Genomic DNA, 26887 nt, shown 5'->3' with positions numbered 1-26887 from the left:
CGCTGCGGCGATTTCGTCTGCGGTATTGGCCATGTGCGAGCTACAGGCTGCTGTACTTGCGGCGCAGGCGCGAGCGCACCAGCTCCGCAACGGTATTGAACAGGAAGGTGAAGACGAACAGCACCAGGCCCGACAGGAACAGCAGGCGGAAGTGCGTGCTGCCGACTTCGGATTCGGGCATTTCGACCGCGACGTTGGCGGCCAGCGTGCGCATGCCCGAGAACAGGCTGAAGTTGGTCACCGCGGTGTTGCCGGTGGCCATCAGCACGATCATGGTCTCGCCGACCGCGCGGCCCATGCCGATCATCACGGCAGAGAAAATGCCGGGGCTCGCGGTCGGCAGCACCACGCCGACGAGCGTCTGCCAGGGCGTTGCGCCGAGCGCGAGCGAGCCGAGCGAGAGATGCTTGGGCACCGAGAAGATCGCGTCTTCGGCGATCGAGAAGATCACCGGCACCACCGCCACGCCCATCGCAATGCCGACGACGAGCGCGTTGCGCTGGTCGTAACCGATGCCGAGCGTGTGATCCATGAAAGCCTGCATGTTGCCACCGAAGGCGATCGCCTCGACCGGCTTGGCGAGCATGAAGCACAGCCAGACGATCAGCACGATCACCGGTATCAGCAGCGCGGCCTCCCAGCCCTGAGGAACGCGCAGGCGCAGAGAACGCGGCATGCGCAGCCACAGATAGCCGAAGATCGGAATCGACGTGGGCAGCAACAGCAGCGCCAGGAACATGCCCGGCAGGTTGTCCTCGACGAACGGCGCGAGCCACAAGCCGGCGAGGAATCCGAGGATCACCGACGGCAGCGCGGCAAGCACTTCGACCGCCGGCTTGACCACCTGGCGCAGCTCGGGCGACATGAAATTGGCCGTGAAGATCGCGCCGAGGATCGCCAGCGGCATCGCGAAGATCATCGCGTAGAACGCGCCCTTGAGCGTGCCGAGCGCGAGCGGAGTCATGCTGAACTTGGCCTCGAAATCGGCGCTCGCCGACGACGACTGCCAGAGCCACAGGGGCTCGTCGTAGCTCTCGTACCAGACCTTGTTCCAGAGCGCGCTGATGGAGACTTCGGGGTGCTCGTTGTCGACGTCGTAGGCGACGATCTTGCCGTCGTCGCCGAGCGCCATGAGCAGCTGCGCACGCGGGTTGAAGGCGAGCGCACGCACGGCCGAATCGAGCATCTTCTGCTCGTGGATCAGCCGGCCCGAGGTCGCGTAGAACACCGAGACATGGCCCTGGTCGTCGCCGACCGCGAAGCCGCGACGACGCGGTTCGGCGCCGATCGAGGTGGCCTTGGCGCCGTCATCGAGCGAGAAATCGCGCACGTGCGCGAGATAAGTTTTGCCGGCATCCGCGCCTTCGCTGCGACGCGCCGGAAACCACTGCGAAATGCGGCCGTCGGCATGCGCGACGACGATCGAGATGCCACCGGCCAGATAGTGCGCGCCGACCACCGGCGCCTTCGAGTCGACCACCTCGACGAGCTCGGCCGGCTTGTCGCCGCCGACGCGATAGAACGCGATCTTGCCGCTGGCCTTGTCGATCGCGTAAAGCCAGCGCATGCCCGGATCGAGCAGCAGCAGGTCGGGCTTGATCGGCGGAACAAAGGTCCGCAAGGGCGATTCGGTGACGCTGGTGTCGCCCATGATCGACGTGGTGACTTCGAACGATTTGAGCGAAACACCGCCATCCGGATCGGAGCCGACGATCATCATCGCATCGTCGCTCTCGCGCACCGCCAGATGCATCGGCGCGCGATCCATGAACGCCAGCGACGCCTCGCCCTTGGGATAGACGATGCCCGGCGTGATCAGGCGTTTGTCGTTCGGATAGCTGACCTTGTATTCGGGCGTGAACAGCAGCACCGAGCCATCCGACAGCCCTGCTGCGAGCGCGCCTTTTTCGGGAGCGACCTCGATCACTTCACCGAGCTGGCGATCGCCGATCGGCAGGTGCTGGGTATCGCGCAGCTGGCCGTCGTGGAGATCGAAGAAGCTCAGCTCGCCCGAGGCCGACACGCGCAGGCCGACTTCGCCCTGCTCTTCGGCGGCGACGAACAACGTTGGATTCGCATCGCCGGGCACCGGGAACGACTGGCGCGCCTTGAAATGCGCGCCCGCGAACAGCGGGGCCACTTCCGAAACCAGGTAAACGAAGATCAGCAGCAGGGCGACGATCACGCCGATGCCGCCGACCAGCACGACGAGCTTGGCCGCCAGGTCCTTCAGGTACCGCGGCTGATAGCCGCTGCGCCCGGCCACGATGGAACGGGGAACGCGGTCGATAGGGTCGGACGTGGGAGCTTCGCTCATGGATCGATCAACGAATGACGGGCGGGCGCAAAAACGAAGCGCAGCGTGTGGCTGCGCTTTCTACGCGAAAAATACTGCGGGAAAAAGTCGTGCAGCATCGATCAGAACGCGAACTGCGCCCGGGCGGTGAAGGCCTCGGGCTTGTCCTTCGCGAAACCACGGTCGTTCTCGCCCTTGAGGTAGTCGAACATGAAGCGCACCGCCGGGTTGACATACCAGTTGACCCCGGCCGTGATCAGGCTGGCCTCGCAATGCGTGGCCGAAACCGTGGTCGCGGGCAGCGGATTGGCGCCCGTGGTCGCGGCGATGGCGACGTCGCAGCCGGCGTTCGAATCCTTGTTCTCGGCGTGGTCGTAGCGCAGCGCGAGCTCGACGGCCCCGTGCGAACCGCTGGCCGGCTTGGGCTGGCCGAACACGCCCTCGCCCTTCTTGTACGGACGGGTTTCGCCGGTCAGGAAGTAGCTGGCCTGCAGATACCAGGCCGGAATGTCCTGATCGTGCAGACCGTCGCCCTGGCCGACGGTCTGCAGCATGTACTCGGCCTGCACTTCGGCCGGCCCGAGCTCGCCCGCGAGCTCGGCGCCGACGGTGCGCGCGTGATCGCCCTGCCTGGTGGTGCCGAGCACGACGGTCGGACCGCGGCGACCCGCGTAAGCCGCGGCGCTGCCGATGCTGTCGGCGGAACCGTCGTTGCCGTTGGTCTGCGGATTTTCGTCACTGTACGACAGGCCCAGATGCAGCACTTTGCCGTCGGCGCGCAGCGGGGCGTAGACGATGCGGCCGTTGTAGCCGAGACCTTCGGTCGGGCGCGTGTTGTCGCGGCGCAAGTCGAAAAAGCTCGCGCCGACGAGGAAGTCGCCGACGTCGGCCCTATAGAAGATGCCCTCCTGGAACTCGCGGCTCGAACCGCCGCCGTAGGTTCCCGCCGCCGATGCGAACGGCCGCTCCATCAGGGTGATGTCGTTGGAACTGGTCAGCTCTTCCAGGCCCCGGAAGGGCTTCATCTGGCCGATGAACACGTCGCCCGGACCGAGCGCGTGGCTGATGTAGATGTCCTGGAACGCGATGTCGCGGCTGCTGTTGCTGGTGCCGGTGGCGACACCGTTGTTGGTGCTGTTGCCGGCGAAATCGGGCTCGAACTTGTAGCTCCAGCCGTAGGCCTTGCCCTTGAGCGTCAGGTACAGCCGGCGGAAATAGGTGGAGCTGCGCTCGTCGTTGGCGCCAGTCCCGCTGCCGAAAGCGGCGGTGCGTCCATCCGCAGCGGTGGCGATGGCGCCCTCGTCCTCGTTGAGCTCGTAGAGATCGAACTGGATGCGTCCGCCGAGGCTGGCTTCGAATTCGCCATCATCGCTCTTGACCCTGAAACCGCCCTTGGTATCGATGGTGGCCGCCTGCGCGGCATCGAGGCCCGCTCCGAGCAGCATCGCCAGGACCGCAACAGGGACGATCTTCTTCACGGTGAGTGTCTTCACGATGCTTCTCCGCAAGGGCTGCAAGGAAACGGACGCAAGGCCGAGGCGGCGCCGGACGCCTGCGCCGCCTCGAACGGAATGGACCGGTAGGCTGATCGCCACGGTCGTCGATATCCAGCGCGGAACGGGTCTGCACGGAGCATGAGCGCGCAAGGTTTGCACCGGCTTGGCGGGCCTGCCCTTGCATCCACCTGCCGCGCAGGCCGCCGGCCGGACTTACTTGAGCTTGGCGAGTTCCTTCTCGGCCAGCTTGGCCGGCAGCGCGATGTAGCCGTCCTTCTCGACCGTGGCCTGCCCCGACTTGGACAGCACCATCTTGAAGAACTCGAGTTCCAGCGGAGACAGCGGCTTGTTCGGCGCCTTGTTGACGTAGACGTAGAGCACGCGGGCCAGCGGATACTTGCCGCTGATGGCGTTTTCCTCGGTGGCTTCCTCGAGCTCGCCGCCGTCCTTGGACGAGATCGGAACCGCCTTGACGCCCGAAGTCTTGTAGCCGATGCCCGAGTATCCGACGGCGTTCAGGCCGGTGGACACCGACTGCACCACCGAGGCGCTGCCCGGCTGCTCGTTGACGTTGGTCTTGAAATCGCCCTTGCAGAGCGCGTGTTCCTTGAAGTAGCCGTAGGTGCCCGAGACCGAGTTGCGGCCGTAGAGCTGGATCGGCCTGGTCGCCCAGGCTCCGGTCAGGCCCAGATCACCCCAGCGCGTCACGTCCTTCTCGGCGCCGCACTTGCGCGTGGCCGAAAACACCGCGTCGACCTGCGACAGGCTCAGGCCCTTGACCGGGTTGTCCTTGTTGACGAACACGGCGAGCGCGTCGATGGCCACGCCGACCGCGGTCGGCTTGTAGCCGTACTTCTGTTCGAAGGCCTGGATTTCCTGGTCCTTCATGAGGCGCGACATCGGGCCGAAGTTGGCCGTGCCCTCGGTCAGCGCCGGCGGCGCCGTGGCCGAGCCCGCGCCCTGGATCTGGATGTTGACACTCGGGTAGAGCTTCTTGAACTCCTCGGCCCACAGCGTCATCACGTTGTTGAGCGTGTCGGAACCGACGCTGCTGAAGTTGCCGGAGACGCCCGAGGCCGGCTTGTATTCGGGAAGGCTCGGATCGACCTTGGCGAGCGCCGCGCCCGTCATCAGGCCGGCGACGGCGCCGAAGGTCACCGCAAACGATTTGATAGTCATGTACTGCCTCAAAGGTGGCTGTGGAGCCTCGCCATGCTGGGATCGGCTCGTGCACAGCGTATGAATCTTTGATGACAGAAATATTTCAGTCCGCGCGGATTATTAAATTCATTTCAAAACAGCACCTTGTAAAGCATCATGCTGCCGACGAGGATCAGCAGGGCGGCGATCAGCTTCTTCAACACAGCCGCATCAAGGCGAAAGCCGATGCGCGTGCCGATCCAGATACCCGGAATCGCCCCGACCAGCAGGGCCGCCAGCATCGGCCAATCGATCGCCCCGAGCCCGGCGTGGCCCAGGCCGGCGATGGCCGTGATGATGACGGCGTGCGCCAGATCGCTGCCGACGAGGCGAATCGGCGCATGCTTCGGATAGATGATGAGCAGCATCATCATGCCGATGACGCCCGCTCCGACCGACGAAATGGTGACGAGCGCCCCGATGGCGACGCCGCAGATCACCGTGAGCGGCCGCTGCAAGCGGTCCGGCAAGGACAGCGGCTGGCGTCCGCTGCGCTTGATGAGCCCGAGCAGGGGCTCCTGCAGCAAGGTGAACAGCGCGGTGACCATGATGGCGACCGCGAGCACCAGCTTGATCATCTGGTCCAGTTCCTTGCCCGGCGGCTGCAGGTGCAGGAACGCTAGGGTCAGCAGTGCGGCGGGCACGCTGCCGATCGACAGCCAGCCGACGAGCCCCCAGTCCAGCGAACGATTGCGAACATGCAGGCCGACGCCGAAGGCCTTGCTGATCGAGGCGTAGAGCAGATCGGTGCCGACCGCCACGGTGGGCGAGATGCCATAGAACAGAATCAGGATCGGGGTCATCAGCGACCCTCCGCCGACGCCCGTGGCGCCCACCGCGATGCCGACCGCCAGGCCAGCCCAGGAAAATGCGAAGTCCATGTCTCGTGACGTAGGAGAGGGAAAGAGCCGCGCACATTAACAACAGCCCCTTGTAAGCGGCAGAACCAACATGATCTATCGTTATTCCATAAACGAATATTTAATAGGCATAACGGAATAACCAAGTATTCTTTTTAAGAAAAAAAGAATATGGCAGAGTGCTGACCGCCTTGTTGCGGAATATGCAACGAGCTCTACAGACCCAAAAGTGTGGACGCTGCCGTGAAACTCCGACAACTGAGCTACATCCACGAGGTTGCTCGCCGCGGCCTCAATGTCACCGCCGCCGCGGACGCCCTTTATACGTCGCAGCCCGGCGTCAGCAAGCAGATCCGCATGCTCGAGGAAGAGCTCGGCGTCGATATCTTCGTGCGCAACGGCAAGCATCTGTCCGAGGTCACGCCGGCCGGCAAGCGCATCCTCGAATACACCGATCGCCTGCTCAACGAAGTCGAGAACATCCGCAATATCGCCGAAGAATTCCGCGACACCGATCGCGGTGACCTGTCGATCGCGACCACGCACACGCAGGCGCGCTACGCGCTGCCGCCGGTGATCCAGCGATTCAAGGGCCGATTTCCTCGCGTTTCGCTGCATCTGCACCAGGGTTCGCCGCCGCAGATAGCCAAGATGGCCGCCGAAGGCCAGACCGATTTCGCCATCGCCACCGAGGCGCTCGAACACTTCGAGCAGCTGGTCATGCTGCCCTGCTACCACTGGAACCGCTGCGTCCTGATCAAGCCCGATCATCCGCTCGCCCAGGTATCGCGGCTCACGCTCAAGGAACTCGCCGAGTTCCCGATCATCACCTACACCTTCGGCTTCACGGGTCGATCGAAGCTCGACCAAGCCTTCGCCGCGAGCGGCCTGCGTCCGGACGTGGTGCTGACCGCGGTCGATGCCGACGTGATCAAGACCTATGTCCGCCTGGGGCTCGGCGTCGGCATCGTGGCCGACATGGCCTATGACGAGAAGACGGATGCCGATCTCGTCTGCCTGAGGGCTGATCACCTGTTCGAGCGGAGCACCACGCATATCGGCTTCCGCCGCGGCCTGTTCCTGCGCGGGTTCATGTACGAATTCATGCATACCTTCGCTCCGCATCTGACGCAGGAACTGGTCGACTCGGTGGCCTCCATCGCCGACCACGAAGAGCGCGCGGCCCGGACGCGCAACCTGGTCGACGAGGTGCTTCTGGTCTGACGATCGGCCAGGAAACCCGGCGGGCTGAGCCGAAGTGGTGCTTGGGCTTATAATCCGCCTCCCCTGTAGGGGGCGCAGGCAGGCTGCCGGCCTTGCGCCTCTTCTGTCGCGACCCGCAGCATGGAAGCCCGATGTACCGCTACGACCAATACGATCAATCCCTGGTGGACGAGCGCGTCGTCCAGTTTCGGGATCAGACGCGCCGCTTCCTGAACGGCGAATTGCCGGACGAAGAGTTCCGCGCCCTGCGCCTGCGCAATGGCCTCTACGTCCAGCGCTTCGCCCCGATGCTGCGCATCGCCGTTCCCTATGGCCTGCTGTCGAGCGCCCAGCTGCGCATGCTCGCGCACATCGCGCGCACCTACGACAAGGACTACGGCCACTTCACCACGCGCCAGAACCTGCAGTTCAACTGGCCTGAACTCGCCCGCGTTCCGGATATCCTCGCCGACCTCGCGTCGGTGCAGATGCACGCGATCCAGACCTCGGGCAACTGCATTCGCAACATCACCAGCGATCATCTGGCCGGCGTCGCCAAGGACGAGCTCGTCGATCCGCGTCCGTACTGCGAAATCACGCGCCAGTGGGCAACCTTTCACCCCGAATTCAACTGGCTGCCGCGCAAGTTCAAGATTGCCTTCGCGGCGACCACGAGCGATCGCGCCGCGATCCGCGTGCATGACATCGGCGTGCAGATCGTCCGCAACGAAGCTGGCGAGCTCGGCTACACCGTCTACGTCGGCGGCGGCCTGGGCCGCACGCCGATCATCGGCGTGAAGATGCGCGAGTTCCTGCCCGAGCTCGATCTGCTGTCGTACTTCGAAGCGGTGCTGCGCGTCTACAACCGCCTCGGCCGCCGCGACAACATGTATAAGGCGCGCATCAAGATCCTGGTCAAGGAAACCGGCGCCGACAAGTTCCGCCAGATGGTCGAGGCCGAGTGGGAGCAGATCAAGGACGGCGAACTCAAGCTCGCACCGGGCGACATCGAGTTCATGAAGTCGCGCTTCGACGAGTTCGAATACGAAGCCGGCGCGGCCGACGACAAGACCTACGCCGAACAGCTCGCCAGGGACAGCGCCTTCGCTGCCTGGGCCAAGCGCAATCTGGTTGCACACCGCGTCCCGGGCTATCACATCGTCTTCGTCTCGCTGAAGGCTTCGGGCATCGCCCCGGGCGACATCACCTCGACGCAGATGGACGCCGTCGCCGAACTGGCCGATCGCCATTCGTTCGGCGAAGTCCGCGCGACGCACGACCAGAACCTCGTGCTCGCCGACGTCAAGCAGGCCGATCTCTACGTGGTCTGGCAACGTCTGAAGGAACTCGACCTGGCGACTCCGAACATCGGCCTGCTGACCGACCTGATCTGCTGCCCGGGTCTCGATTTCTGCTCGCTCGCGAACGCCGGCTCGATCGGCGTGGCACAGGAAATCTTCGACCGCTTCGAGAACCTCGACGATCAGCACGACATCGGCCCGATCAAGGTCAAGATGTCGGGCTGCATGAACGGCTGCGGCCATCACAGCGTCGGCCACATCGGCATTCTCGGCGTCGACAAGAAGGGCGAGGAGTGGTACCAGGTCACGCTCGGCGGCTCGGCCGAAAACGACGCCAGCCTCGGCGATCGCACCGGCCCGTCGTTCGCGCGCGATGAAATCGCCGACGCGATCCAGAAAATCATCGAAATCTACCTCGAGTTGCGCGACAGCGAGGACGAAAGCTTCCTTGCCTGCTATCGCCGCGTCGGCATGGCCCCGTTCAAGACCCGCATCTACGCCAGCGAGGCGGAACCCGCATGACGCTCATTCGAGACGGAGCGATCACCGAAGACGATTTCGTACGCCTGGCCGACGATGCCGCCATCCCCTCGTCGGGCAAGGTGCTGGTCGGCTGGGATCGCTGGAGCGCAGAGTTGTCCGCGCCCGCCTCAGAGGCTGCCCGGTTCGGCGTGCAGCTGCCCAACACGCTGGACGTGGTCGATCAATGGCCCCAGCTGCAGCAGCTCGCCCTGATCGCGCTGAGCTTCCCCGCGTTCGCCGATGGCCGGGCCTACAGCCAGGCTCGCCTGTTGCGCGATCGTCTGGGGTTCAAGGGCGAGCTGCGCGCGGTCGGCAATGCCGTGGTTCGCGACCAGATGCAGAGCCTGAATCGCTGCGGCTTCAATTCCTTCGAGCTACGCGCGGACCAGGATGCCGCCGAATGCATCGCCGCCTTGCATGATTTCAGCCAGGCGTACCAGCCGGCGGCCGACCATCTTCCCGGGATATTCGGAGCCCGCCGCCGTGCCGCCGCGACCGCTGACCCGAAAAGAACCTGACAAAATCCACTACCTGACAAAATCCTCTTTCCGCAGGCACTTTGCCTGGGAAATTTCCGGAAGTATGATCAGGCTATATTGTTGCAGTGCACGAATTCGCTCGCGTCCGCTTGCGAATCCCGAGAACCGGTCGGCATAATCGCTGCAATAGGGCGTAGTCGATTTTCATAAAAGTTAATAGCAATAGGAATAGGGAGTCAGCATGCAGAAAACGATTTTGGCCACGCTGGGTATGGCCTGCCTCTTCGCAGCCAACCAGGCCTCTGCCCAGACGGCCGCGCCAGCCACTGTTGCTGCCCGCCCGACGTTGGGACTCGCAGCTGCCTCGTTCCAGGCTCCGGTCGGTTTCGGTGCCAGCTGGGGCGCCGTGGGAGCAGGCGCATATGCGCAAACCCTGGGCGACACGGAAGACGGTGCCGCGGGCGTCGTCATCGGCCTCGGTGATGCCAGCGAGTACGCCGGTCTGGAACTCGGCGCGGTGTTTTCCTCGCTGACCGGCGACAACAGCGACGACTCTTTCGGTGACTCCGGCTCGTTTGCGGCCAAGCTGCACACCAACCTCCCGGGCAATGCCGCCTTCGCCATTGGCGTCGTCGGTGCCGAGGAGTGGGGCAGCTCGGGCTTCAAAAACGCGAACAGCTCGAGCGTCTACACCGCGGTGACCAAGGCCTTCCGCGTGGGGAATCACGTGGCGATCCTGAATCTCGGTGCCGGCGACAACGTCTTCAACTCTCCCGACAAGAGTGGCATCGGTGTTTTCGGTTCGGGCTCGTTCTACTTCACCCATTGGCTCTCGGTCATCGGGGAATACAGCGGACGCTTCGCGAATGCCGCCGTGTCGATCGCTCCGCTGCCCAAGTATCTGCCGTTGACGATCACGCTCGGCGCCATCAATCTGACCGAGAAGTATGGCCAGGATGTCGAGTTCGGTGGCAGCGTTGGTATTGGTTACTCTTTCAGATAAGCGCAGATTGATCTGCACGGAGCATTGCAATGATGAAGTCAGGCACGGTTAAAGTTGCAGCTGTCATGTCGCTGATGCTGGCAGGAATTTCGGTTGCCGCGGCTCAAAGCGGAGGTAGCGGTGCTTCGGGCAGCGCCGGGGCAACCATCGATACCGGTGCTGGCGGCGCTCTGGCAGGTGCCGGCGCAGGCACCAACCCCGTCATTGGGCTCCCTCCTTTTGGAAGCTTTCTGCCTGGCCCCATGGGGCTGGTCATCGAGGTCTTCATGTCCGAGCAGAGCGGAGCCGACCTGAGCTGAAACTCCTCTTCGCTCAAAAAAACGGCCCCTTTCGGGGCCGTTTTTTTGCCGGTCGATCGATGATGCTTAGCGGATCGCGGTGATCGGCCCCATGTACGGTTTCAATACCTCTGGAACCGAGATGCTGCCGTCGGCCTGCTGATAGTTCTCGAGGATCGCGACGAGGGTACGGCCGACCGCGAGCCCCGAGCCGTTGAGCGTGTGCAAGAGCTCGTTCTTGCCTGCGGCGGTGCGATAGCGTGCAAGCATGCGGCGGGCCTGGAAATCTTCGAAGTTCGAGCAGGAGCTGATCTCGCGATAGCGGTTCTGCGAGGGCAGCCAGACTTCGATGTCGTAGGTCTTGGCCGCGTTGGCGCCCATGTCGCCCGTGCACAGCACGACGACGCGATACGGCAGGCCGAGCTTCCGAAGGATGGCCTCGGCGTGGCCGGTCAGCTCTTCGAGCGCTTCGGTGGATTTCTCTGGCGAGACCGCGTGCACGAGTTCAACCTTCTCGAACTGATGCTGGCGAATCATGCCTTTGGTATCGCGCCCGGCCGCACCGGCTTCGGCGCGGAAGCACGGCGTGTGCGCCACCCATTTGCGCGGCAGTGATTCGGCGCTCTGGATTTCATCGCGCAGCAGATTGGTGACCGGCACTTCGGCGGTCGGAATCAGCGACCAGCCGAGGCTGCCTTCATCACCGGCGCTCAGCGTGAACAGATCGTCGCCGAACTTCGGCAGCTGGCCCGTTCCACGCAGGCTCGCCGAATTGACGATGTAAGGGACGTAGAGCTCCTCGTAGCCATGCTCCTGCGTGTGCACGTCGAGCATGAACTGCGTGAGCGCACGATGCAGGCGCGCGAGCTGGCCCTTGAGTACGGTGAAGCGCGCGCCCGTCAGCTTGGCCGCGGCCGCGAAATCCATGAGGCCCAGCGCCTCGCCGAGATCGGCGTGATCCTTCGCGCCTTCGGCTGCGCGCGGCGTGCCCCAGCGACGCACTTCGACGTTGTCGTTCTCGTCGCGGCCTTCGGGCACCGATTCCTGCGGAATGTTCGGCACGCGCAGCAGGAAGTCCTCGAACTCGGCCTGCAGCGCCGCGAGCTTCTGCTCATTGCCGGCAAGCTTGTCCTTGATGAGCTCCATGTCGGCCAGGATCGGCGCCGCATCCTCGCCCTTGGCCTTGGCCTGGCCGATGCGCTTGGACCCCGCGTTGCGTTCGGCCTGCAGCTTTTCGGTTTCGCTCTGCAGCTGCTTGCGCGAAGACTCGAGCTCGTTGAAGCGCGTCAGGTCGAAAACATAGCCGCGGCGAGCAAGCTGCTGAGCGATCGCTTCCGGATTGGCGCGTAGGCGCTTGGGGTCCAGCATGGGAACGGTCCAGTCGAAAAACGGGCGCGCAGTATAAGCGCTGCGACTTGCGCCACCGCGCCGAAGCCTACAGCGCCCGGCCGAACCAGTAGCCGAGCGCGCAGGCGCCGATGCTCAGCAGCACGTTGGCGCCGATGTTGAGCAACGCCAGAGCCCCCTGCCCGTCACGCCAGAGCGTCAGGGTTTCGAGCGAGAAGGCCGAGAAGGTCGTGAAGCCACCGAGAAAGCCGGTGGCGAGCGCCAGACGCAGGGTTTCGGGGAACTCCTGCCGCGTCTGCACCCAGCCTGCGATCGCGCCCATGGCGAGGCCGCCGGCGACGTTGACCGCCAGCGTCGCGGCCGGAAACAGGCCCAGGTTGCCGCGCAATAACTGGTTCACGCCGAAGCGCGCGCCGGTGCCGAGCGCCCCGGCCAACATCACGACGAACCAGACGCCGAGAGTCCCCAGATTCACTTGCCTGCCCCGCGCTTGGCCGCGCGCAGCTGGGCGAGCTTGTCGCCGATCTTGGCCTCGAGCCCGCGCGAGGTCGGCGCGTAGAACTCGGTGCCGACGAGTGCGTCCGGCAGAAACTGCTGGCCAGCCGCGAGCGCGCCGTCCTCGTCGTGATCGTAGCGATAGCCCTTGTTGTAGCCGAGATCCTTCATGAGCTTGGTCGGGGCGTTGCGGATGTGCATCGGCACTTCGAGCGTGCCGGTGCGCTCGACCAGCGCGCGCGCCGTGTTGTAGGCCGTGTAGACCGCATTGCTCTTGGGCGCGACGGCCAGGTAGACCACGGCCTGGGCCAGCGCGAGTTCGCCTTCGGGGCTGCCGAGGCGCTCGAAAGTATCCCAGCCGTCGAGGCAGAGCTGCTGGGCGCGCGGATCGGCCAGGCCGATGTCCTCGACCGCCATGCGCACGAGTCGCCGGGCGACATAGCCCGGATCGACGCCACCGTCGAGCATGCGCGCGAACCAGTACAGCGCCGCGTCCGGATCGCTGCCGCGCACCGATTTGTGCAGGGCCGAGATCTGGTCGTAGAAGTTCTCGCCCTGCTTGTCGAAGCGGCGAAAGCCGCGCCCGAGCAGGCGTTCGAGCAGCGCATCGTCGGCTTTCGCGGGCGTTCCGGCGCGGTTCTCGGCGCGCCAGAGTTCGACCGCGGTTTCGAGCAGGATCAGCGAGCGCCGCGCATCGCCGTCGGCGGCCTCGGCCATGCGCTGCAGCCAGCTTTCGGGCAATGCGTCGGCCGGCTCGCCGAGGCCGCGTTCGGGATCGACGAGCGCGCGGCGCAGCAGCAGCAGGATCGCCTCCTCGTCGAGCGCGCGCAGCACGAACACGCGCAAGCGCGACAGCAGGGCCGAGTTGAGCTCGAACGAGGGATTTTCGGTGGTCGCGCCGATCAGCACGACGGTGCCGTCTTCGACGAACGGCAGCAGCGCGTCCTGCTGGCCCTTGTTGAAGCGATGGATTTCGTCGACGAACAGCACCGTGCGCTGCGGATGCAGGCCTTCGAGCGCCTGTTTGGCTTCCTGCGTCGCCTCGCGGATTTCCTTGACGCCTGCGAGCACGGCCGAAAGCGTCAAAAAGCGCGCTTCGACGTGCTGGGCGACGAGCCGGGCGATGGTCGTCTTGCCGACGCCCGGAGGCCCCCAGAACACCATCGATGGCGGGCGGCCGGCTTCGAGCAGGGTTCGCAGCGGGGCTCCGGCGCCAAGCAAGTGCTCCTGCCCGGCCACCTCGTCGAGATTGCGCGGCCGCATGCGCTCGGCCAGCGGCACCGAGGCCGGCGCTTCGCGCTCCCGGCGTCCGCCCGCAGTCGAGCCGCCGGAGCCGCGTGCACTCATTGCGGGGTCCGCTGTCCGCCGGATTCGACGACTTCGACGCCCTTCGGCGGCTTGAAGCGCAGCTGCGCCTCGTCGATCTTGCCGTTGACCTGAATCTGGCTGAAAGCCACTTCGGTGCGGTTGCCGATGCGATCGAGGAAGACCATGCGGTCGGGCGCACCGCGACTCAGCCAGAGCTCGATCGCCTCGAAATCACCGTCGGCACTCAAGGGACGCAGGCGAATGCCTTCGCTGCCCTCGCGCTGGCCGAGCTCCTCGATCGAGAACTGGTCGGTCAGCGTGGACTTCTGCGCGAGCAGCGCGGCCGGCGTTCCGCTGAGCGCCTCGGCGGCCGGGCGCACGCTGACCTGCAACAGGTCCGGGTCGTAGAGCCAGATCTTCTGGCCGTCGCAGACCATCAGCTGTTCATAGGGCTGCGTGTAGCTCCAGCGGAAGCGGCCGGGCCGCGACAGGATCATCTCGCCCGCGCTGCTCGCGAGCTTTTCGCCGCGCTCGTTGGTCTGGATCTGCGTGAAGCGCGCGCTGACCGTGCGCGTGTCGTTGACGAAGCGCTTGAGCTCGTCGGCGCCGCCGGCCGACCAGGCCGGCTGGCTCGCGAGCAAGCCGGCGATGAGGGCTGAGCAAAGCTGGAGTCGTTTGAGCATGAAAGACCGAAAAAGTGAGGGAACCATAGCCTCAGACCACTGCGTGGGCATTTAGTCCCGACCGCCCGGCGCGAGAATTTCGCGATTGCCGCCCGGGCCACTCGGGCCGACGAGCCCGGACGCCTCCATCTGCTCGACCATGCGCGCCGCCCGGTTGTAGCCGATCTTGAGCCGGCGCTGCACCCAGGACACGCTGGCCTTGCGCGTCTCGATCACGAGCGCGACGGCCTGGTCGTAGAGCGGATCGGCCTCGGCATCGTCGCCGCCTTCGCTGACCGGCTTTTCGACGACCTCGTCGGCGAGGATGTCTTCGATGTAGTTCGGCTCGCCGGTCTGCTTGAGATAGGCGACGACCTTGTGGACTTCGTGATCATCGACGAAGGCGCCGTGCACGCGCGCGACGTTCGAAGCGCCGATCGGCCGGTACAGCATGTCGCCATGGCCGAGCAGCGTCTCGGCGCCCTGCGTGTCGAGAATCGTGCGGCTGTCGATGCGAGAAGCCACTTGGAACGCGACGCGTGACGGGATGTTGGCCTTGATCAGGCCCGTGATGACGTCGACGCTCGGCCGCTGCGTCGCCACGATCAGATGAATGCCGGCCGCACGCGCCTTCTGCGCGATGCGCGCGATCAGTTCTTCGACCTTCTTGCCGACCACCATCATCATGTCGGCGAGCTCGTCGATGACGATGACGATGTGCGGCAGCGTCTTGAGATACACCGGCTCGCCGCCGACTTCGTCGAACAGTTCGGGCGTCGCCTTTGTGGGATCGGGAATCGGCTCGCCGGCCGCTTCGGCCTCTTCGACCTTGCGGTTCAGGCCCGCGAGATTGCGCACGCCCATCGCCGTCATCAGGCGGTAGCGACGCTCCATCTCGGCCACCGACCAACGCAGCGCGTTGGCCGCGTCCTTCATGTCGGTGACCACCGGCGTCAGCAGGTGCGGAATGTCAGCGTAGACCGAGAGCTCGAGCATCTTCGGGTCGACGAAGATGAAGCGCACCTGCTCGGGCGTGGCCTTGTAGAGCATCGACAGGATCATCACGTTGATCGCCACCGACTTGCCCGCGCCGGTCGTACCTGCGACGAGCAGGTGCGGCATCTTCGCCATGTCGACCGACATCGGATTGCCCGCGATGTCCTTGCCGAGCGCCATCGTCAGCGGCGAGACCGAGTTGGCGTAGCTGCTCGAATCGAGGATTTCGCGCAGGTAGACCATCTCGCGCTTCTGGTTCGGAATCTCGAGGCCGACGTAAGGCTTGCCGTCGATGACCTCGATCACGCGCACGCGCGATACCGAGAGCGAACGCGCGAGATCGTTCGACAGATTGGTGATCTGCGCGCCCTTCACGCCGGGCGCGGGCTGCAGTTCGAAGCGCGTGATGACCGGCCCCTGCATCGCATTGACGGCCTGCACCTTGATGCCGAAATCGGCCAGATGCTTCTCGACGTCACGCGAAAGTCGATCGAGTTCGTCGGCCGTGTAACGCTTGCCCGAGGGCTTGGGTGGATCGAGCAGGGTCAGCGGCGGAATCGGGTCGCCGTCGAACGGCGGGACCACCGGCGCATCCATTTTGGCGGGCTTGCGCACGGGCTTGGGCGGCCGAGGCGCTTCGGCCGGCGGGTCGAACGCGGACGCCGTCCCGGGAGGGGCGACCGACGCCTCCAATCCCGGCTCGACGCGCGGCTCGCTGACCGCCCCGACTCCGTACTCGTTCAGGAGAGGGCTCGCGCTGACCCGCGGCTCGCGGCGACGCGAAGCGGCCGGCGCCGGCTCCACCTCGGCTTCCACGCCTGGAAGATCGAGCTGGTTTTCCTCGTCGTTCACGCCCGAGGCGCGATCGAGCAGGGGAATCCGGCGGCGGCGCAGCCAGGAAGTTTCGGCCTGCGGCTCCGGAGCTTCGGCGGCTGGCTCCTCGCCGGCCTCGTCCTCGGGCTCCGCAAGCCCGGCTCCGCCTGGCTCGAAGCGGCTGCGCGACGAAGCCCACAAGCGCATCGCGAACGCGCCGACCGCATCGAGTACGCGAACCCACGAGAACATCAGCGCCAGCGGCAGCGTCGCGAGCGTGGTGGTCAGCAGCAACAGGCTCGCGCCGACCGGGTTCAGCAGTCCGACTAGCCAGCCGCTCAGGGCCTGACCGACGATGCCGCCCGCCCCTTGCGGCGGAAACGAGCCGAACACGCCGATATGCAGGGAGCAGATCGCCGCGAAGCTCGGCAGCAAGGCGAGCCAGGCGAAGGCGCGCACCGGCCAGGGCATTGCCGGAGCATCGGTTTCACCGCGATAAATGCGAATGCCGAGCACGAATACGGCCCACGGCAGGAAGAACGCCACGTAGCCGACCAGGCTCAGCAACACGTCGGCGATCCAGGCGCCGACGCCACCGATCAGATTGCGCGCCGGCTCGCCCGTACCCGACGACGACCAGCCCGCGTCGTCGGCGTGATAGCTGATCAAGGCGGCGAGCAGGAACAGCGTGAGCCCAACGCAGACCAGCAGCGCGGCTTCGCGAGGCAGGCGCTCCAGCCAGCCGGCTTCGGCGTACTCGTCAGTGGCCTGAGATTTGCTTTTAAGCACTTGAAGCGTCGGTCCAGCCGCCCGCGATGGCGGATTGGCGGGTCAAGTTAAGAAGAAAATGGAGCACCGGCCGAGTATAGCAAGCGAGGTCTGCCGCTCATCCGGGCTGCAGGCTTGCACCGGACATCGGGCTTGAAAAAGCCTGGTAAGGCCTTCAGATAGGAGACAGGTCGCGAACGCGACCATCAAGACGCGGTCATTACTTCAAGATCGACTTATTCAACAGGAGGGCGGACATGACGAGCCATGTGCGGCACTTCGTTCTGACCGGCGATGGCCGGATTCGTGAATTTTCCGCCGAGCTGGCCGCTCGCGTCGCAGGTGGCACGAGCCCGATGCCGGAGTTCGCCGACGCCTGCGTGCGCTACCTGCAGCTCACGCTCGACGACGAGGCCGAAACCGAGACCGAAATCCGCATCCAGAGCGCGGGCGCGAGCATTCGCTTCGACGCCGAAGGCCGCGTGCTGGAAGCCGCTCCCTCGAAGCCCGAGGATCAGATCAGCGGCTTCGAGCATGATGCCGTCGTCCAGTGGGTGCTCCGCGACCGGCCGCAGGTCGGCCCGACCTTCCACTGATCACCGAAGCAGCCGGGCCCAGGCCGCAATCCGGTGGCGAGGACTTGCTGAAAGACACGGACGCCCTCGCCAGCGAGTTGCGGCTCTCGTTCATCGATGGACTATCGTCCATCGCAACCGACCAGTGGGACGCCTTGTTCGATGGCCAGTCCCCTTTCGTTCGCCACGCATTTCTCGAAGCACTCGAGCGTCACCGCTGCGTCGGCGACGAAACCGGTTGGCGTCCTTTTCATTTGATTGCGTCCGACGAAACCGAAAAGCTCGTCGGCGCCGTGCCGCTCTACCTGAAGGCGCATTCCTACGGCGAATTCGTGTTCGACTTCGGCTGGGCCGATGCGAGCCGCCGGCTAGGTCAGCCGTACTATCCCAAGCTGCTGTGCGCCATTCCGTTCACGCCGTCGGTCGGCCCGCGCATCGGCGCGACCTCCGCCGCCGTGAAAACGGCGCTCGTCGAGACGCTCAAGCAGCAACTCGATGAGCTTCCGGTGTCCTCGATCCACGGTCTGTTCGCCGACGAGACCGATGCCCGGATCTTCGCAGGCTCGGGCTGGCTGCAGCGCAACGATCTGCAGTTTCAATGGTTCAATCAGGGAGATACCGACTTTGCCGGCTTCGTCTCGAGGCTCTCCAGCGACAAGCGCAAGAAGATTCTGCGCGAGCGCCGGCGCGTCGCCGAAGCCGGCATCCATTTCGAAATTCGCCCCGGTGACGAACTCAGCGAATCCGAATGGATGAGCGTCTACGCGCTCTACGCGAACACCTACGAAGAACGTGGCCAGGCGCCGTACCTGACGCCCGAATTCCTGCTCGATTACGGCCGCAGGCCCGACACGCCGATGCGCGTGATCCTGGCTCACGAAGGTCCACGGCTGGTCGCCGCCGCGCTGACCCTGCAGGCCGGCGATACCCTTTACGGGCGTCACTGGGGTGCTGCCGATCACTACCACAGCCTGCACTTCGAATGCTGCTACTACCAGGGCATCGAGCACTGCCTGCGCGAGGGCCTGCAACGCTACGACGCCGGCACGCAGGGCGAACACAAGCTCGCGCGCGGATTCACGCCGGTGGTCACGCGATCCTTCCATCTGCTGCGTCATCCGCGCCTGCATGGCGCCGTTGAGGACTTCCTGATTCACGAACGTCAGCTCGTCGAAGCCCGGCGCCAGGAACTGATGCAACATAGCCCCTACCGCCCGCTCACCCCACTTTGAGCACCGCGCCGGGGAGTTTCATGGACAATCCGATCCGATTGCACTGGTTGGACCCGCGCGATCCGCACCAGCCGTTTCCGTCCCCGCATCTGGCGATGCGCGATCCCAACGGGCTGCTCGCGATCGGCGGCGATCTGTCGATGACCCGCCTGATTCGCGCCTACTCACAGGGCATCTTCCCCTGGTACAACCCCGACGAGCCGATCCTGTGGTGGAGCCCGGACCCGCGCGCGGTACTGCTGCCCGACGCGATGAAGATTTCGCGCTCGCTGGGCAAAAGCATTCGCCGCGACGACTACGCCGTGACGCTCGACACGGCTTACACCGACGTGCTGGCCGCCTGCGCCGGAACGCGCCGGCACAGCCGCGGCACCTGGCTGGGGCCGGACATGCGCATGGCCTACGAGGAGCTGCATGCGCGCGGCTACGCGCACAGCGTCGAAGTCTGGCGCGATGGCGAGCTCGTGGGCGGCCTTTACGGTGTGGCGCTCGGTCGCGCATTCTTCGGCGAATCGATGTTTTCGCGAGCCAGCGATACGTCGAAGATCGCGCTGTTCTGGCTCTGCGAACAGTTGCGGGCCTGGGATTTCCGGCTCGTGGATTGCCAGGTCGCCTCCGAGCATCTCAAGACGCTGGGGGCGGTCGATGTTTCCCGCGAGCGTTTCCTGAACCTGCTGCGCCCCGCCGTGAATCTGCCCGGCCGCACCGGCCTGTGGCGATTCGATCTGCCGGTGCCCACCGGGCGCGAGCATCTGGCAAGCTAAAAACCAAAGTCGGAACCGGTATTAAGAGACACGCGCGGCACCATGGAACGAATTCGGTTGTACCTGAGCACGGAACACCCCTGTGGCTATCTGCCGCAGCGAACCGCGCGCAGCCTGTTCGTCGATCCGGATTTCGCGCTCAATCCGCAGCGCTACGAAATGCTGCTGCAGCAAGGCTTTCGCCGCGGCGGCGATCACGTCTACCGTCCGCGCTGCAATGGCTGCGCGGCCTGCATTCCGGCGCGCATCCCGGCCGCCGCGTTCATGCCGAATCGCTCGCAGCGGCGTTGCCTCAAGGACAATGCGGACCTGGCGCTCAACATCCGCCAGGAACTCACCGACGAGCAGTTCGAGCTTTATCAGCGCTACCTGCGCGGCCGCCACGCCGGTGGCGGCATGAACCCCGAGGACAAGCCGGGCTTTCACAACTTTCTCGACTGCGGCTGGGGCACGGCCGAATTCTGGGAATTCCGCCAGGACGGCCGGCTGGTCTGCTGCGCCGTCGTCGATCGCACGCCGCTCGCGCTATCGGCGGTCTATACCTTCTTCGATCCGGACATGGTCGACCGCAGCCTCGGCACCTACGCCGTGCTGCGCCAGGTCCTGCACGCCAAGCAGACGCAAATGGACCACGTCTATCTCGGCTACTGGGTTCCAGGCAGCCGCAAGATGGAATACAAGCGCAACTTCAAGCCGCTCGAAATTCTGTCCAGTCGAGGCTGGCAGGCGCTCGAAACCTGAGCCACACACGAAGCCCTTGACATCCGGTTGCCGTAATGGCTGTAAACGCGGATAATGCCGGGCTACATTCGTAGCTCCCAGCTCAACAGGTAATGGCGAAAGAAGATCATATCGAGATGCCCGGCACGGTCGCCGAGACCCTGCCCAACACCACCTTCCGCGTCAAACTCGACAACGGTCATGTGGTGACGGCTCACATTTCAGGTCGCATGCGCAAGAACTACATTCGCATCCTGACCGGCGACAAGGTTACGGTACAGCTGACCCCGTACGATCTCACGAAGGGACGCATCACCTTCCGCGACAAATAACGATCGGGCGATCGCCCCCGCCATTCACCGATGGTTCGGGCTCATCGACTCAAGATCAAACGATTAAAAAGCCAGTGAATCTCAGGACAACAAAAAAGCCCGCTTAGCGGGCTTTTTTGTTTCTGCTCGCAACATCGGTCACGCGCCTCAGACCGGTTCGAGCTGCGACACCTTTTCGCGCGCTTCGAGTTCGAACTCGAGCTTGTCGTCCTTGACACCAACGTGCACACGGCCACCCTGGGCGAGCTTGCCGAACAGCAACTCTTCGGCGAGCGGACGCTTGAGGCTGTCCTGGATCGTACGCGCCATCGGCCGCGCGCCCATTTTCGGATCGTAGCCGCGCGTGGCGAGCCAGGCGCGCGCATCGTCGTCGACGTCGAGCTGCACGCCCTTGGAGGCGAGCTGCTCTTCGAGCTGCACGAGGAACTTGTCGACCACGCGCGAGATTTCGGCCGGCCCGAGCGGCGCGAACGGGATGATCGCGTCGAGGCGGTTGCGGAATTCCGGCGTGAACATCTTGCGGATCACTTCCATCGCGTCGATCGTGTGGTTGTGCTCCACGAGGCCGATCGAGCGGCGCGAGGATTCCTCGGCGCCCGCGTTGGTCGTGAGGATCAGGATCACGTTGCGGAAATCCGCCTGGCGGCCGTTGTTGTCGGTCAGCTTGCCGTGATCCATGACCTGCAGCAGCAGGTTGAACACGTCCGGATGCGCCTTCTCGATTTCGTCGAGCAGCACGACCGCATGCGGATGCTTGATGACGGCTTCGGTCAGCAGGCCGCCCTGGTCGAAACCGACGTAGCCCGGGGGCGCGCCGATCAGTCGGCTGACCGTGTGGCGCTCCATGTATTCGGACATATCGAAGCGGATCAGCTCGATGCCGAGCAGCGACGCGAGCTGCTTGGTGACTTCGGTCTTGCCGACGCCGGTCGGACCCGCGAGCAGGAAGTTGCCGATCGGCTTGTCCGGATTGCCGAGGCCCGAGCGCGATAGCTTGATGCTGCTCGACAGCTGCTCGATCGCCACGTCCTGGCCGTAGATCGTGAGCTTCAGATCGCGCTCGAGCGAGGCGAGCTTGTCGCGATCGTTCGACGACACGCTCTTCGGAGGAATGCGCGCGATCTTGGCGATGGTCTCCTCGATGTCACGCACTTGCACGGTCTTGCGGCGCTTCGACTCGGGCAGCAGGCGCAGGCGCGCGGCGGCCTCGTCGATGACGTCGATGGCCTTGTCGGGAAGATGACGGTCGGTGATGTGACGTGCCGACAGTTCGACGGCCGAGCGCAGCGCTCCGCGCGTGAACTGCACCTGATGATGCTCCTCGAAGCGCAGCTTGAGCCCTTCGAGGATCTTCACGGTGTCGTCGACCGTGGGCTCGGAGACGTCGATCTTCTGGAAACGGCGCGCGAGCGCGCGATCCTTCTCGAAGATGCCGCGATATTCCTGGTACGTGGTCGAGCCGATGCAGCGCAGCTCGCCCGAGGACAGCAGCGGCTTGAGCAGGTTGGACGCATCCATCACGCCGCCGCTCGCCGCGCCGGCGCCGATGATCATGTGGATCTCGTCGATGAACACGATCGCGCCGGGCTGCGTGGTGAGTTCCTGCATCACGCTCTTGAAGCGCTTTTCGAAGTCGCCGCGGTACTTGGTGCCTGCGATCAGGCTGCCGAGATCGAGGCTGTAGACGATGCTGCCCTTGAGCAGATCGGGCACCTTGTCCTCGACGACGAGCCAGGCCAGGCCTTCGGCGATCGCGGTCTTGCCGACGCCGGCTTCGCCGACGAGCAGCGGATTGTTCTTGCGACGGCGGCAAAGCGTCTGCATGACGCGTTCGATTTCGTGCTCGCGGCCGATCAGCGGGTCGATCTGGCCACGCGCGGCGCGCTCGTTGAGGTTGACCGCGAACTGCTCGAGCGCGGTCTTGCCGTTGGCCTTGCCGTCTTCCTTGTCCTCGCCGTCCTGCGACGACTCCGCAGCGGACGGCGGCTGCGCGGGGCTGCTGCCATTCTTGCTGATGCCGTGCGAGATGAAGTTGACGACATCGAGCCGCGTGACGCCCTGCTCGTTGAGCAGGTAAACCGCATGGGTGTCCTTTTCGGCGAACAGCGCGACCAGCACGTTGAGCGTGGTGACCTGCTTCTTGCCCGCCGCCTGCACGTGATAGATGGCACGCTGCAGGACGCGCTGGAACGACAGCGTGGGCTGAACCTCGACCTGCTCGGTCGAATCACGGTTCGAGTGGATGTTCTGGCGGATGTAGTCGCGCAGCGCCTGCTCGAGCTTCTCGAGGTCCGCGCCGCCGCCGGTCAGTACCTCGGAAACATTGGTGTCCGACAGCAAGGCCAGCAGCAGATGTTCGACCGTCAGCAGCTCGTGGCCTTCGCCACGCGCTGCGAGAAAGGCGGCGTCCAACGCTTTTTGGAGTTCATCGCTGAGCATTAAGCCTTCTCCATGACGGTGAGCAGCGGGTGTTGATGCTTGCGCGCGTAGGCGTTGACCTGCGCCGTTTTGGTTTCCGCGATCTCGACCGGAAATACGCCGGCGACACCGCGGCCCTTGGTATGAACGTGGAGCATGATCTGCACCGCCGATTCACGGGAATGATGAAAAAACTGCTGCAAAACCTGGACCACGAATTCCATGGGCGTGAAGTCATCGTTGACGACGATCACCTTGTACATGGGCGGCTGCTGCAGGCGCGGCTTGGATTCCTCGACGACGAGGTCGCGAATCTCATCTCGCTTGGTGTTGCTGCTCATGACCCTAGTGTAGCGCTGCCCCTGCAAAAAACGAGGGCGGTCCGGGTGGGCAGTTCCTGATCTCTACAAGGCTGTGCGGTCGTGGTCATCTGATCGATTAATGGATACGTCGGCGACGCATTCAAGTACCCTCGATCGTGCCGGGCCGAGGTCCCCTTGGCTTGGTAGCGTGCTTGTGACAACGGACGATCGCGATCTGTTCATCGGTCCCGCAGGGCTACGAACACCTCGGCCATGCCGTGGTTCTGGATCGCTTGCGAATCGGCTTGTAACCAGGCCCGCCGCCCGTTTGTATCGGTTGTTACCAGCCACCGTCCAGCCCCTCTCAGCACGGTGTGATCTGTAGCAATCAGCGGGTTATGATGGCTTATGCTCGTCCTTTCAGAATCCGTTCAGGGCTCGGTTCTCCGTGCCTACGAAAAGCATGGCCGTTGGCTGCGCACGGTCATTCTGCTCGTGCTGACCGTGACGATCGCGAAGCTGGCGGCTCAATTCGTCTGGCTCTGGGTGCCGGTTCCGGAATCGGCGCAATGGAAGCCCGCGCCGGTGGCGGCGAGCGGCGTCACGGCCTCGGCGCCCAAGGGTCCGGACGCCCAGCTGATCGCGAGCGCCCATTTGTTCGGCGACTACCAGGCTCCGGCCGACGCCAGCCTGGATCGCATGGACAAGGCTCCGGACACGCGCCTGAACCTGACGCTGCTCGGCATTCTGGCGGCCGACCAGGACAAGGGCTCCCGCGCCCTGATCGCCGACGGCGGCGGAGACGAGAGGCCGTATTCGGTCGGCGACAAGGTGCCCGGCGGGGTCAATCTGCAGGCCATTTTCCCGGACCGCGTCATCCTCTCCCGCAACGGCCAGCTCGAAACCCTGCGGCTGGACAAGGACAAGGCTCCGAGCTCGCTGCAGCCGTCCGCGGCGCCGACGCCGGCGCCTTCGACAGTCAGCGCTGAAACGACCGAGATGCTCAGCAAAGTCCGCGAACAGCTGCTGCAGGACCCGAGCAAGGCCGCCGACTACATTCGCGTGCAGCCTGCCAACGTCAATGGCGAACAGCGCGGGTATCGCATCTATCCCGGCCGTGATCGCAGCGTGTTCAACAACGCCGGGTTGCGGCCCGGGGATATCGTGACCTCACTCAACGGCACGCCGCTCAGCGATCCGGCCCAGGCGCTGCAGCAGCTGGCCGACGTGAGTCAGGCCTCCAGCCTGAGCTTGACCATCGAACGCGGCGGCGTGCAGCAGACCGTGACGGTCAACTTTCGCTAAAGAGCAAAAAAGCGGTAAAAGTCCTTGGCTTGTCTCATTCATCCGCTATCCAGCTTCGCTTTTTCCGGGTTAACGCCGACGATCACATGACGCCTTACTCACTCGCCCGGCGCGCCGCCCTCGGCTTGCTTGCCTTCCTGGCCGTTTCCCTGCCCTCCTGGGCGCAAGTCACGCTCAACCTCAAAGACGCCGACATCAGCACGCTGATCGCGACGGTCAGCGAGGTGACGGGCAAGAACTTCATCGTCGATCCTCGCGTGAAGGGCAAGGTCACCGTGGTGTCGTCGAGCCCGATGGACTCGGCCGGCGTCTACGAGACCTTCCTTGCGGTTCTGCAGGTGCAGGGCTTCGCCGCGATTCCGGCCGGCGATGCGATCAAGATCGTCCCCGAGACCAATGCGCGCTGGGATGGCGGCGGCCTCAATTCGGGCGGCGTCGGCCTGCCGATCGACGAGGTCGTGACCCACGTCTACAACATCCAGAACGTCTCGGCCGCCCAGCTCGTGCCGATCCTGCGTCCGCTGGTGCCGCAATGGGGTCACCTGGCCGCCTATGCGCCGTCGAACATGCTGATCATCTCGGATCGCGCAGCCAACGTGGTGCGACTCGAGAAGCTGATCCGCCAGATCGACACCTCGAGCGACCGCGAGATCGAGATGGTGCAGCTCAAGTACGCGGGCGCCGCCGAGGTGGTCCGCACGCTGACCGCGCTGACCCAGGGCAGCAAGAACGCGGCCGACGCCAGCGTGCAGCCGGCCGTCGTGCTTGCGGACGAGCGCTCCAACAGCGTGCTCGTCGGCGGCGACAAGGCCGATCGCCAGAAGATGCTCGACATCATCCGCCGGCTCGACATCCAGGTCGGCGAAGACGGTGCGACGCAGGTCGTCTACCTGCGCTACGCGAGCGCCGAGAACCTGGCGCCGATCCTCGAAGGCTACGCCCAGCAGGCGACGCAGGGCGATCGCAACGGCGCCCAGGGCGGCGCAGCCGCTCCGACCGCGGCGAGCTCCGGCGCCAATGCGAACGGTGTCAAGGTATTGGCCGACAAGGACACCAATGCGCTGATCATCACCGCGCCGCCGAAGGCGATGCGCATGGTGCGCGATGTCGTCGCCCAGCTCGACATCCGCCGCCGCCAGGTGCTCGTCGACGGCATCGTCGCCGAAGTCTCGGCCGACAAGTCCAGCCAGCTCGGCGTCGACTGGGCAGTGTTCAACGGCGACAAGATCGCCGCGGCGGGCATCCTGAACCCGAATTCGCTGAGCGCGATCGCCGGCGCGGCCCAGGCCAGCAGCACGGCCGAGGCGATCGCCAGCGTCGTCGGCCAGGGCGTGACGCTCGGCGGCGGCAAGATCGCCAGCGGCGGCGGCACCAGCTTCGCCCTGCTGCTCAGGGCGCTCAAGGGCGACGGCAATACCAACGTGCTCTCGCAGCCCTCGCTGCTGACGCTCGACAACGAAGAGGCCGAGTTCTCGGTGGGCCAGGAAGTGCCGTTCCTGACCGGTTCCTACAGCAACACCGGCACCACCAGCAGCAGCGGCCTCGTCAACCCGTTCCAGACCGTCGAGCGCAAGGACGTCGGCCTCAAGCTCGGCATCACCCCGCAGATCAACGATGGCGGAGCGGTGAAGCTCAAGCTCAAGCTCGAAATCTCGAGCCTGGCCTCGACCGCGACGTCCGCCGTCGACCTCGTGACCAACAAGCGCACGCTCAACAACACGGTGACGGTCGAGGACGGCCAGATTCTCGTGCTCGGCGGGCTCATCGACGACTCGCTCAACGATTCGCGCTCGGGGGTCCCGTTCATCAGCGACATTCCGCTGGTCGGCTCGCTGTTCAAGTACCGCTCGGTCACGCGCACCAAGCGCAACCTGATGGTCTTCATTCGCCCGGCGATCATGCACAAGCAGACCGACAGCGATTACTACACGCGCCGCAAGTACGACATCTCGCGCGAGGCCCAGCTGATGGGTTCCGCCGGATCGATTCCGCTGATCGGCGGCCAGCGCCCGATCATGCCTCAGTTCGATTCGGTCAATCCGCCGCGCCCGGCCGAGCCCGTGCCCGTCCCCGCGCAGCAACCCGGCGGCAACGGCGCCTACGTTCCGCCGACCGCCCAGGAAACCGCGCCGCCGCCTCCGCCGTCAGGCGCAGCACCCGCGCTGCCGGTGCCGCTGCCCGCCGATCCGACCCCGGCGACGCAGCCCTAAGC

23 protein-coding genes are annotated in these 26887 nt (G+C 64.9%); 12 read left to right on the top strand and 11 right to left on the bottom strand.

The features are described from left to right. Positions 1–40: 40 nt before the first annotated feature. The 4 genes from AC3WUM_RS08555 to AC3WUM_RS08540 form a co-directional block, all read right to left on the bottom strand. Positions 41–2317 (bottom strand): ABC transporter permease subunit, encoded by a 2277-nt coding sequence (locus tag AC3WUM_RS08555; RefSeq protein ID WP_492409798.1) that lies wholly within the window; start codon positions 2315–2317, stop codon positions 41–43. A gap of 101 nt (positions 2318–2418) precedes the next feature. Then, positions 2419–3789: an OprO/OprP family phosphate-selective porin gene (locus AC3WUM_RS08550; protein WP_492409796.1), complete on the bottom strand. Its 1371-nt coding sequence runs from the start codon at positions 3787–3789 to the stop codon at positions 2419–2421. Positions 3790–4005: 216 nt separating this feature from the next. Next, positions 4006–4971 carry a PstS family phosphate ABC transporter substrate-binding protein gene (locus AC3WUM_RS08545; protein WP_492409795.1) on the bottom strand — a complete coding sequence of 322 codons (966 nt, stop codon included), beginning with the start codon at positions 4969–4971 and terminating at the stop codon, positions 4006–4008. A 113-nt stretch (positions 4972–5084) separates the two neighbouring features. Then, the gene (locus AC3WUM_RS08540) at positions 5085–5873 is read right to left on the bottom strand and encodes a sulfite exporter TauE/SafE family protein (protein WP_492409794.1); all 789 of its coding nucleotides are present in this window, start codon (positions 5871–5873) and stop codon (positions 5085–5087) included. A 222-nt stretch (positions 5874–6095) separates the two neighbouring features. Here AC3WUM_RS08540 and cysB point away from each other — a divergent pair, with 222 nt between their 5' ends. From cysB to AC3WUM_RS08515, 5 genes are all read left to right on the top strand, one after another. Further along, positions 6096–7076, top strand: a complete 981-nt coding sequence (gene cysB, locus AC3WUM_RS08535; RefSeq protein ID WP_492409793.1) for an HTH-type transcriptional regulator CysB — start codon at positions 6096–6098, stop codon at positions 7074–7076. A gap of 131 nt (positions 7077–7207) precedes the next feature. Then, on the top strand, positions 7208–8878 hold the full coding sequence (locus tag AC3WUM_RS08530; RefSeq protein WP_492409792.1) for a nitrite/sulfite reductase: 1671 nt from the start codon (positions 7208–7210) through the stop codon (positions 8876–8878). After that, entirely contained in the window at positions 8875–9396 is a 522-nt protein-coding gene (locus AC3WUM_RS08525) for a DUF934 domain-containing protein (protein WP_492409791.1), read from the top strand. Before AC3WUM_RS08530 ends, AC3WUM_RS08525 begins: the two co-directional genes overlap by 4 nt. A gap of 202 nt (positions 9397–9598) precedes the next feature. Then, the gene (locus AC3WUM_RS08520) at positions 9599–10360 is read left to right on the top strand and encodes a hypothetical protein (protein ID WP_492409790.1); all 762 of its coding nucleotides are present in this window, start codon (positions 9599–9601) and stop codon (positions 10358–10360) included. A gap of 29 nt (positions 10361–10389) precedes the next feature. After that, a complete protein-coding gene (locus tag AC3WUM_RS08515; RefSeq protein WP_492409789.1) occupies positions 10390–10659 on the top strand; it encodes a hypothetical protein in 270 nt (89 codons plus the stop codon). 66 nt (positions 10660–10725) lie between these two features. Here AC3WUM_RS08515 and serS read toward each other — a convergent pair whose 3' ends face one another. From serS to AC3WUM_RS08490, 5 genes are all read right to left on the bottom strand, one after another. Then, positions 10726–12006 (bottom strand): serine--tRNA ligase, encoded by a 1281-nt coding sequence (gene serS / locus AC3WUM_RS08510; protein ID WP_492409788.1) that lies wholly within the window; start codon positions 12004–12006, stop codon positions 10726–10728. A 67-nt stretch (positions 12007–12073) separates the two neighbouring features. Then, the gene (crcB, locus tag AC3WUM_RS08505; RefSeq protein WP_492409787.1) at positions 12074–12460 is read right to left on the bottom strand and encodes a fluoride efflux transporter CrcB; all 387 of its coding nucleotides are present in this window, start codon (positions 12458–12460) and stop codon (positions 12074–12076) included. Further along, positions 12457–13827, bottom strand: coding sequence for a replication-associated recombination protein A (locus tag AC3WUM_RS08500; RefSeq protein WP_492409786.1), 1371 nt, complete (start codon positions 13825–13827; stop codon positions 12457–12459). Before AC3WUM_RS08500 ends, crcB begins: the two co-directional genes overlap by 4 nt. After that, positions 13824–14471 carry an outer membrane lipoprotein periplasmic chaperone LolA gene (lolA, locus tag AC3WUM_RS08495; protein WP_492409785.1) on the bottom strand — a complete coding sequence of 216 codons (648 nt, stop codon included), beginning with the start codon at positions 14469–14471 and terminating at the stop codon, positions 13824–13826. Before lolA ends, AC3WUM_RS08500 begins: the two co-directional genes overlap by 4 nt. A 51-nt stretch (positions 14472–14522) precedes the next feature. Continuing rightward, positions 14523–17048, bottom strand: coding sequence for a DNA translocase FtsK (locus AC3WUM_RS08490; protein ID WP_492409784.1), 2526 nt, complete (start codon positions 17046–17048; stop codon positions 14523–14525). Positions 17049–17284: 236 nt separating this feature from the next. On the opposite strand from AC3WUM_RS08490, the gene AC3WUM_RS08485 reads away from it, so the two are divergent. From AC3WUM_RS08485 to infA, 5 genes are all read left to right on the top strand, one after another. Further along, complete coding sequence (locus AC3WUM_RS08485; protein WP_492409782.1) at positions 17285–17623, top strand: hypothetical protein; 339 nt, start codon at positions 17285–17287, stop codon at positions 17621–17623. Positions 17624–17667: 44 nt separating this feature from the next. Continuing rightward, positions 17668–18834: a GNAT family N-acetyltransferase gene (locus AC3WUM_RS08480; RefSeq protein ID WP_492409780.1), complete on the top strand. Its 1167-nt coding sequence runs from the start codon at positions 17668–17670 to the stop codon at positions 18832–18834. Positions 18835–18854: 20 nt separating this feature from the next. Next, the gene (gene aat / locus AC3WUM_RS08475; protein WP_492409779.1) at positions 18855–19598 is read left to right on the top strand and encodes a leucyl/phenylalanyl-tRNA--protein transferase; all 744 of its coding nucleotides are present in this window, start codon (positions 18855–18857) and stop codon (positions 19596–19598) included. 42 nt (positions 19599–19640) lie between these two features. Next, entirely contained in the window at positions 19641–20339 is a 699-nt protein-coding gene (locus tag AC3WUM_RS08470) for an arginyltransferase (protein ID WP_492409778.1), read from the top strand. Between the two features lie 92 nt (positions 20340–20431). Further along, positions 20432–20650: a translation initiation factor IF-1 gene (gene infA / locus AC3WUM_RS08465; protein ID WP_007186111.1), complete on the top strand. Its 219-nt coding sequence runs from the start codon at positions 20432–20434 to the stop codon at positions 20648–20650. Positions 20651–20797: 147 nt separating this feature from the next. Here infA and clpA read toward each other — a convergent pair whose 3' ends face one another. Then, positions 20798–23089 (bottom strand): ATP-dependent Clp protease ATP-binding subunit ClpA, encoded by a 2292-nt coding sequence (clpA, locus tag AC3WUM_RS08460; protein WP_492409777.1) that lies wholly within the window; start codon positions 23087–23089, stop codon positions 20798–20800. Then, on the bottom strand, positions 23089–23409 hold the full coding sequence (gene clpS, locus AC3WUM_RS08455; RefSeq protein WP_492409776.1) for an ATP-dependent Clp protease adapter ClpS: 321 nt from the start codon (positions 23407–23409) through the stop codon (positions 23089–23091). Before clpS ends, clpA begins: the two co-directional genes overlap by 1 nt. A 369-nt stretch (positions 23410–23778) precedes the next feature. Here clpS and gspC point away from each other — a divergent pair, with 369 nt between their 5' ends. Beyond that, on the top strand, positions 23779–24675 hold the full coding sequence (gspC, locus tag AC3WUM_RS08450) for a type II secretion system protein GspC (protein WP_492409775.1): 897 nt from the start codon (positions 23779–23781) through the stop codon (positions 24673–24675). 86 nt (positions 24676–24761) lie between these two features. Further along, on the top strand, positions 24762–26885 hold the full coding sequence (gene gspD / locus AC3WUM_RS08445; RefSeq protein ID WP_492409774.1) for a type II secretion system secretin GspD: 2124 nt from the start codon (positions 24762–24764) through the stop codon (positions 26883–26885). Positions 26886–26887 lie beyond the last annotated feature (2 nt).

This window comes from Hydrocarboniphaga sp. FW305-C-57, assembly GCF_058783045.1.
This window is presented reverse-complemented; position numbering and strand designations above follow the sequence as displayed.

Excerpts from the sequence above, each read along its gene's own strand:
- AC3WUM_RS08555 (WP_492409798.1), bottom strand. The coding sequence starts at position 2,317 with ATGAGCGAAGCTCCCACGTCCGACCCTATCGACCGCGTTCCCCGTTCC.
- AC3WUM_RS08545 (WP_492409795.1), bottom strand. The coding sequence starts at position 4,971 with ATGACTATCAAATCGTTTGCGGTGACCTTCGGCGCCGTCGCCGGCCTG.
- AC3WUM_RS08540 (WP_492409794.1), bottom strand. The coding sequence starts at position 5,873 with ATGGACTTCGCATTTTCCTGGGCTGGCCTGGCGGTCGGCATCGCGGTG.
- AC3WUM_RS08530 (WP_492409792.1), top strand. The coding sequence starts at position 7,208 with ATGTACCGCTACGACCAATACGATCAATCCCTGGTGGACGAGCGCGTC.
- AC3WUM_RS08525 (WP_492409791.1), top strand. The coding sequence starts at position 8,875 with ATGACGCTCATTCGAGACGGAGCGATCACCGAAGACGATTTCGTACGC.
- AC3WUM_RS08520 (WP_492409790.1), top strand. The coding sequence starts at position 9,599 with ATGCAGAAAACGATTTTGGCCACGCTGGGTATGGCCTGCCTCTTCGCA.
- AC3WUM_RS08515 (WP_492409789.1), top strand. The coding sequence starts at position 10,390 with ATGATGAAGTCAGGCACGGTTAAAGTTGCAGCTGTCATGTCGCTGATG.
- serS (WP_492409788.1), bottom strand. The coding sequence starts at position 12,006 with ATGCTGGACCCCAAGCGCCTACGCGCCAATCCGGAAGCGATCGCTCAG.
- AC3WUM_RS08500 (WP_492409786.1), bottom strand. The coding sequence starts at position 13,827 with ATGAGTGCACGCGGCTCCGGCGGCTCGACTGCGGGCGGACGCCGGGAG.
- lolA (WP_492409785.1), bottom strand. The coding sequence starts at position 14,471 with ATGCTCAAACGACTCCAGCTTTGCTCAGCCCTCATCGCCGGCTTGCTC.
- AC3WUM_RS08485 (WP_492409782.1), top strand. The coding sequence starts at position 17,285 with ATGACGAGCCATGTGCGGCACTTCGTTCTGACCGGCGATGGCCGGATT.
- aat (WP_492409779.1), top strand. The coding sequence starts at position 18,855 with ATGGACAATCCGATCCGATTGCACTGGTTGGACCCGCGCGATCCGCAC.
- AC3WUM_RS08470 (WP_492409778.1), top strand. The coding sequence starts at position 19,641 with ATGGAACGAATTCGGTTGTACCTGAGCACGGAACACCCCTGTGGCTAT.
- infA (WP_007186111.1), top strand. The coding sequence starts at position 20,432 with ATGGCGAAAGAAGATCATATCGAGATGCCCGGCACGGTCGCCGAGACC.
- clpA (WP_492409777.1), bottom strand. The coding sequence starts at position 23,089 with ATGCTCAGCGATGAACTCCAAAAAGCGTTGGACGCCGCCTTTCTCGCA.
- clpS (WP_492409776.1), bottom strand. The coding sequence starts at position 23,409 with ATGAGCAGCAACACCAAGCGAGATGAGATTCGCGACCTCGTCGTCGAG.
- gspC (WP_492409775.1), top strand. The coding sequence starts at position 23,779 with ATGCTCGTCCTTTCAGAATCCGTTCAGGGCTCGGTTCTCCGTGCCTAC.
- gspD (WP_492409774.1), top strand. The coding sequence starts at position 24,762 with ATGACGCCTTACTCACTCGCCCGGCGCGCCGCCCTCGGCTTGCTTGCC.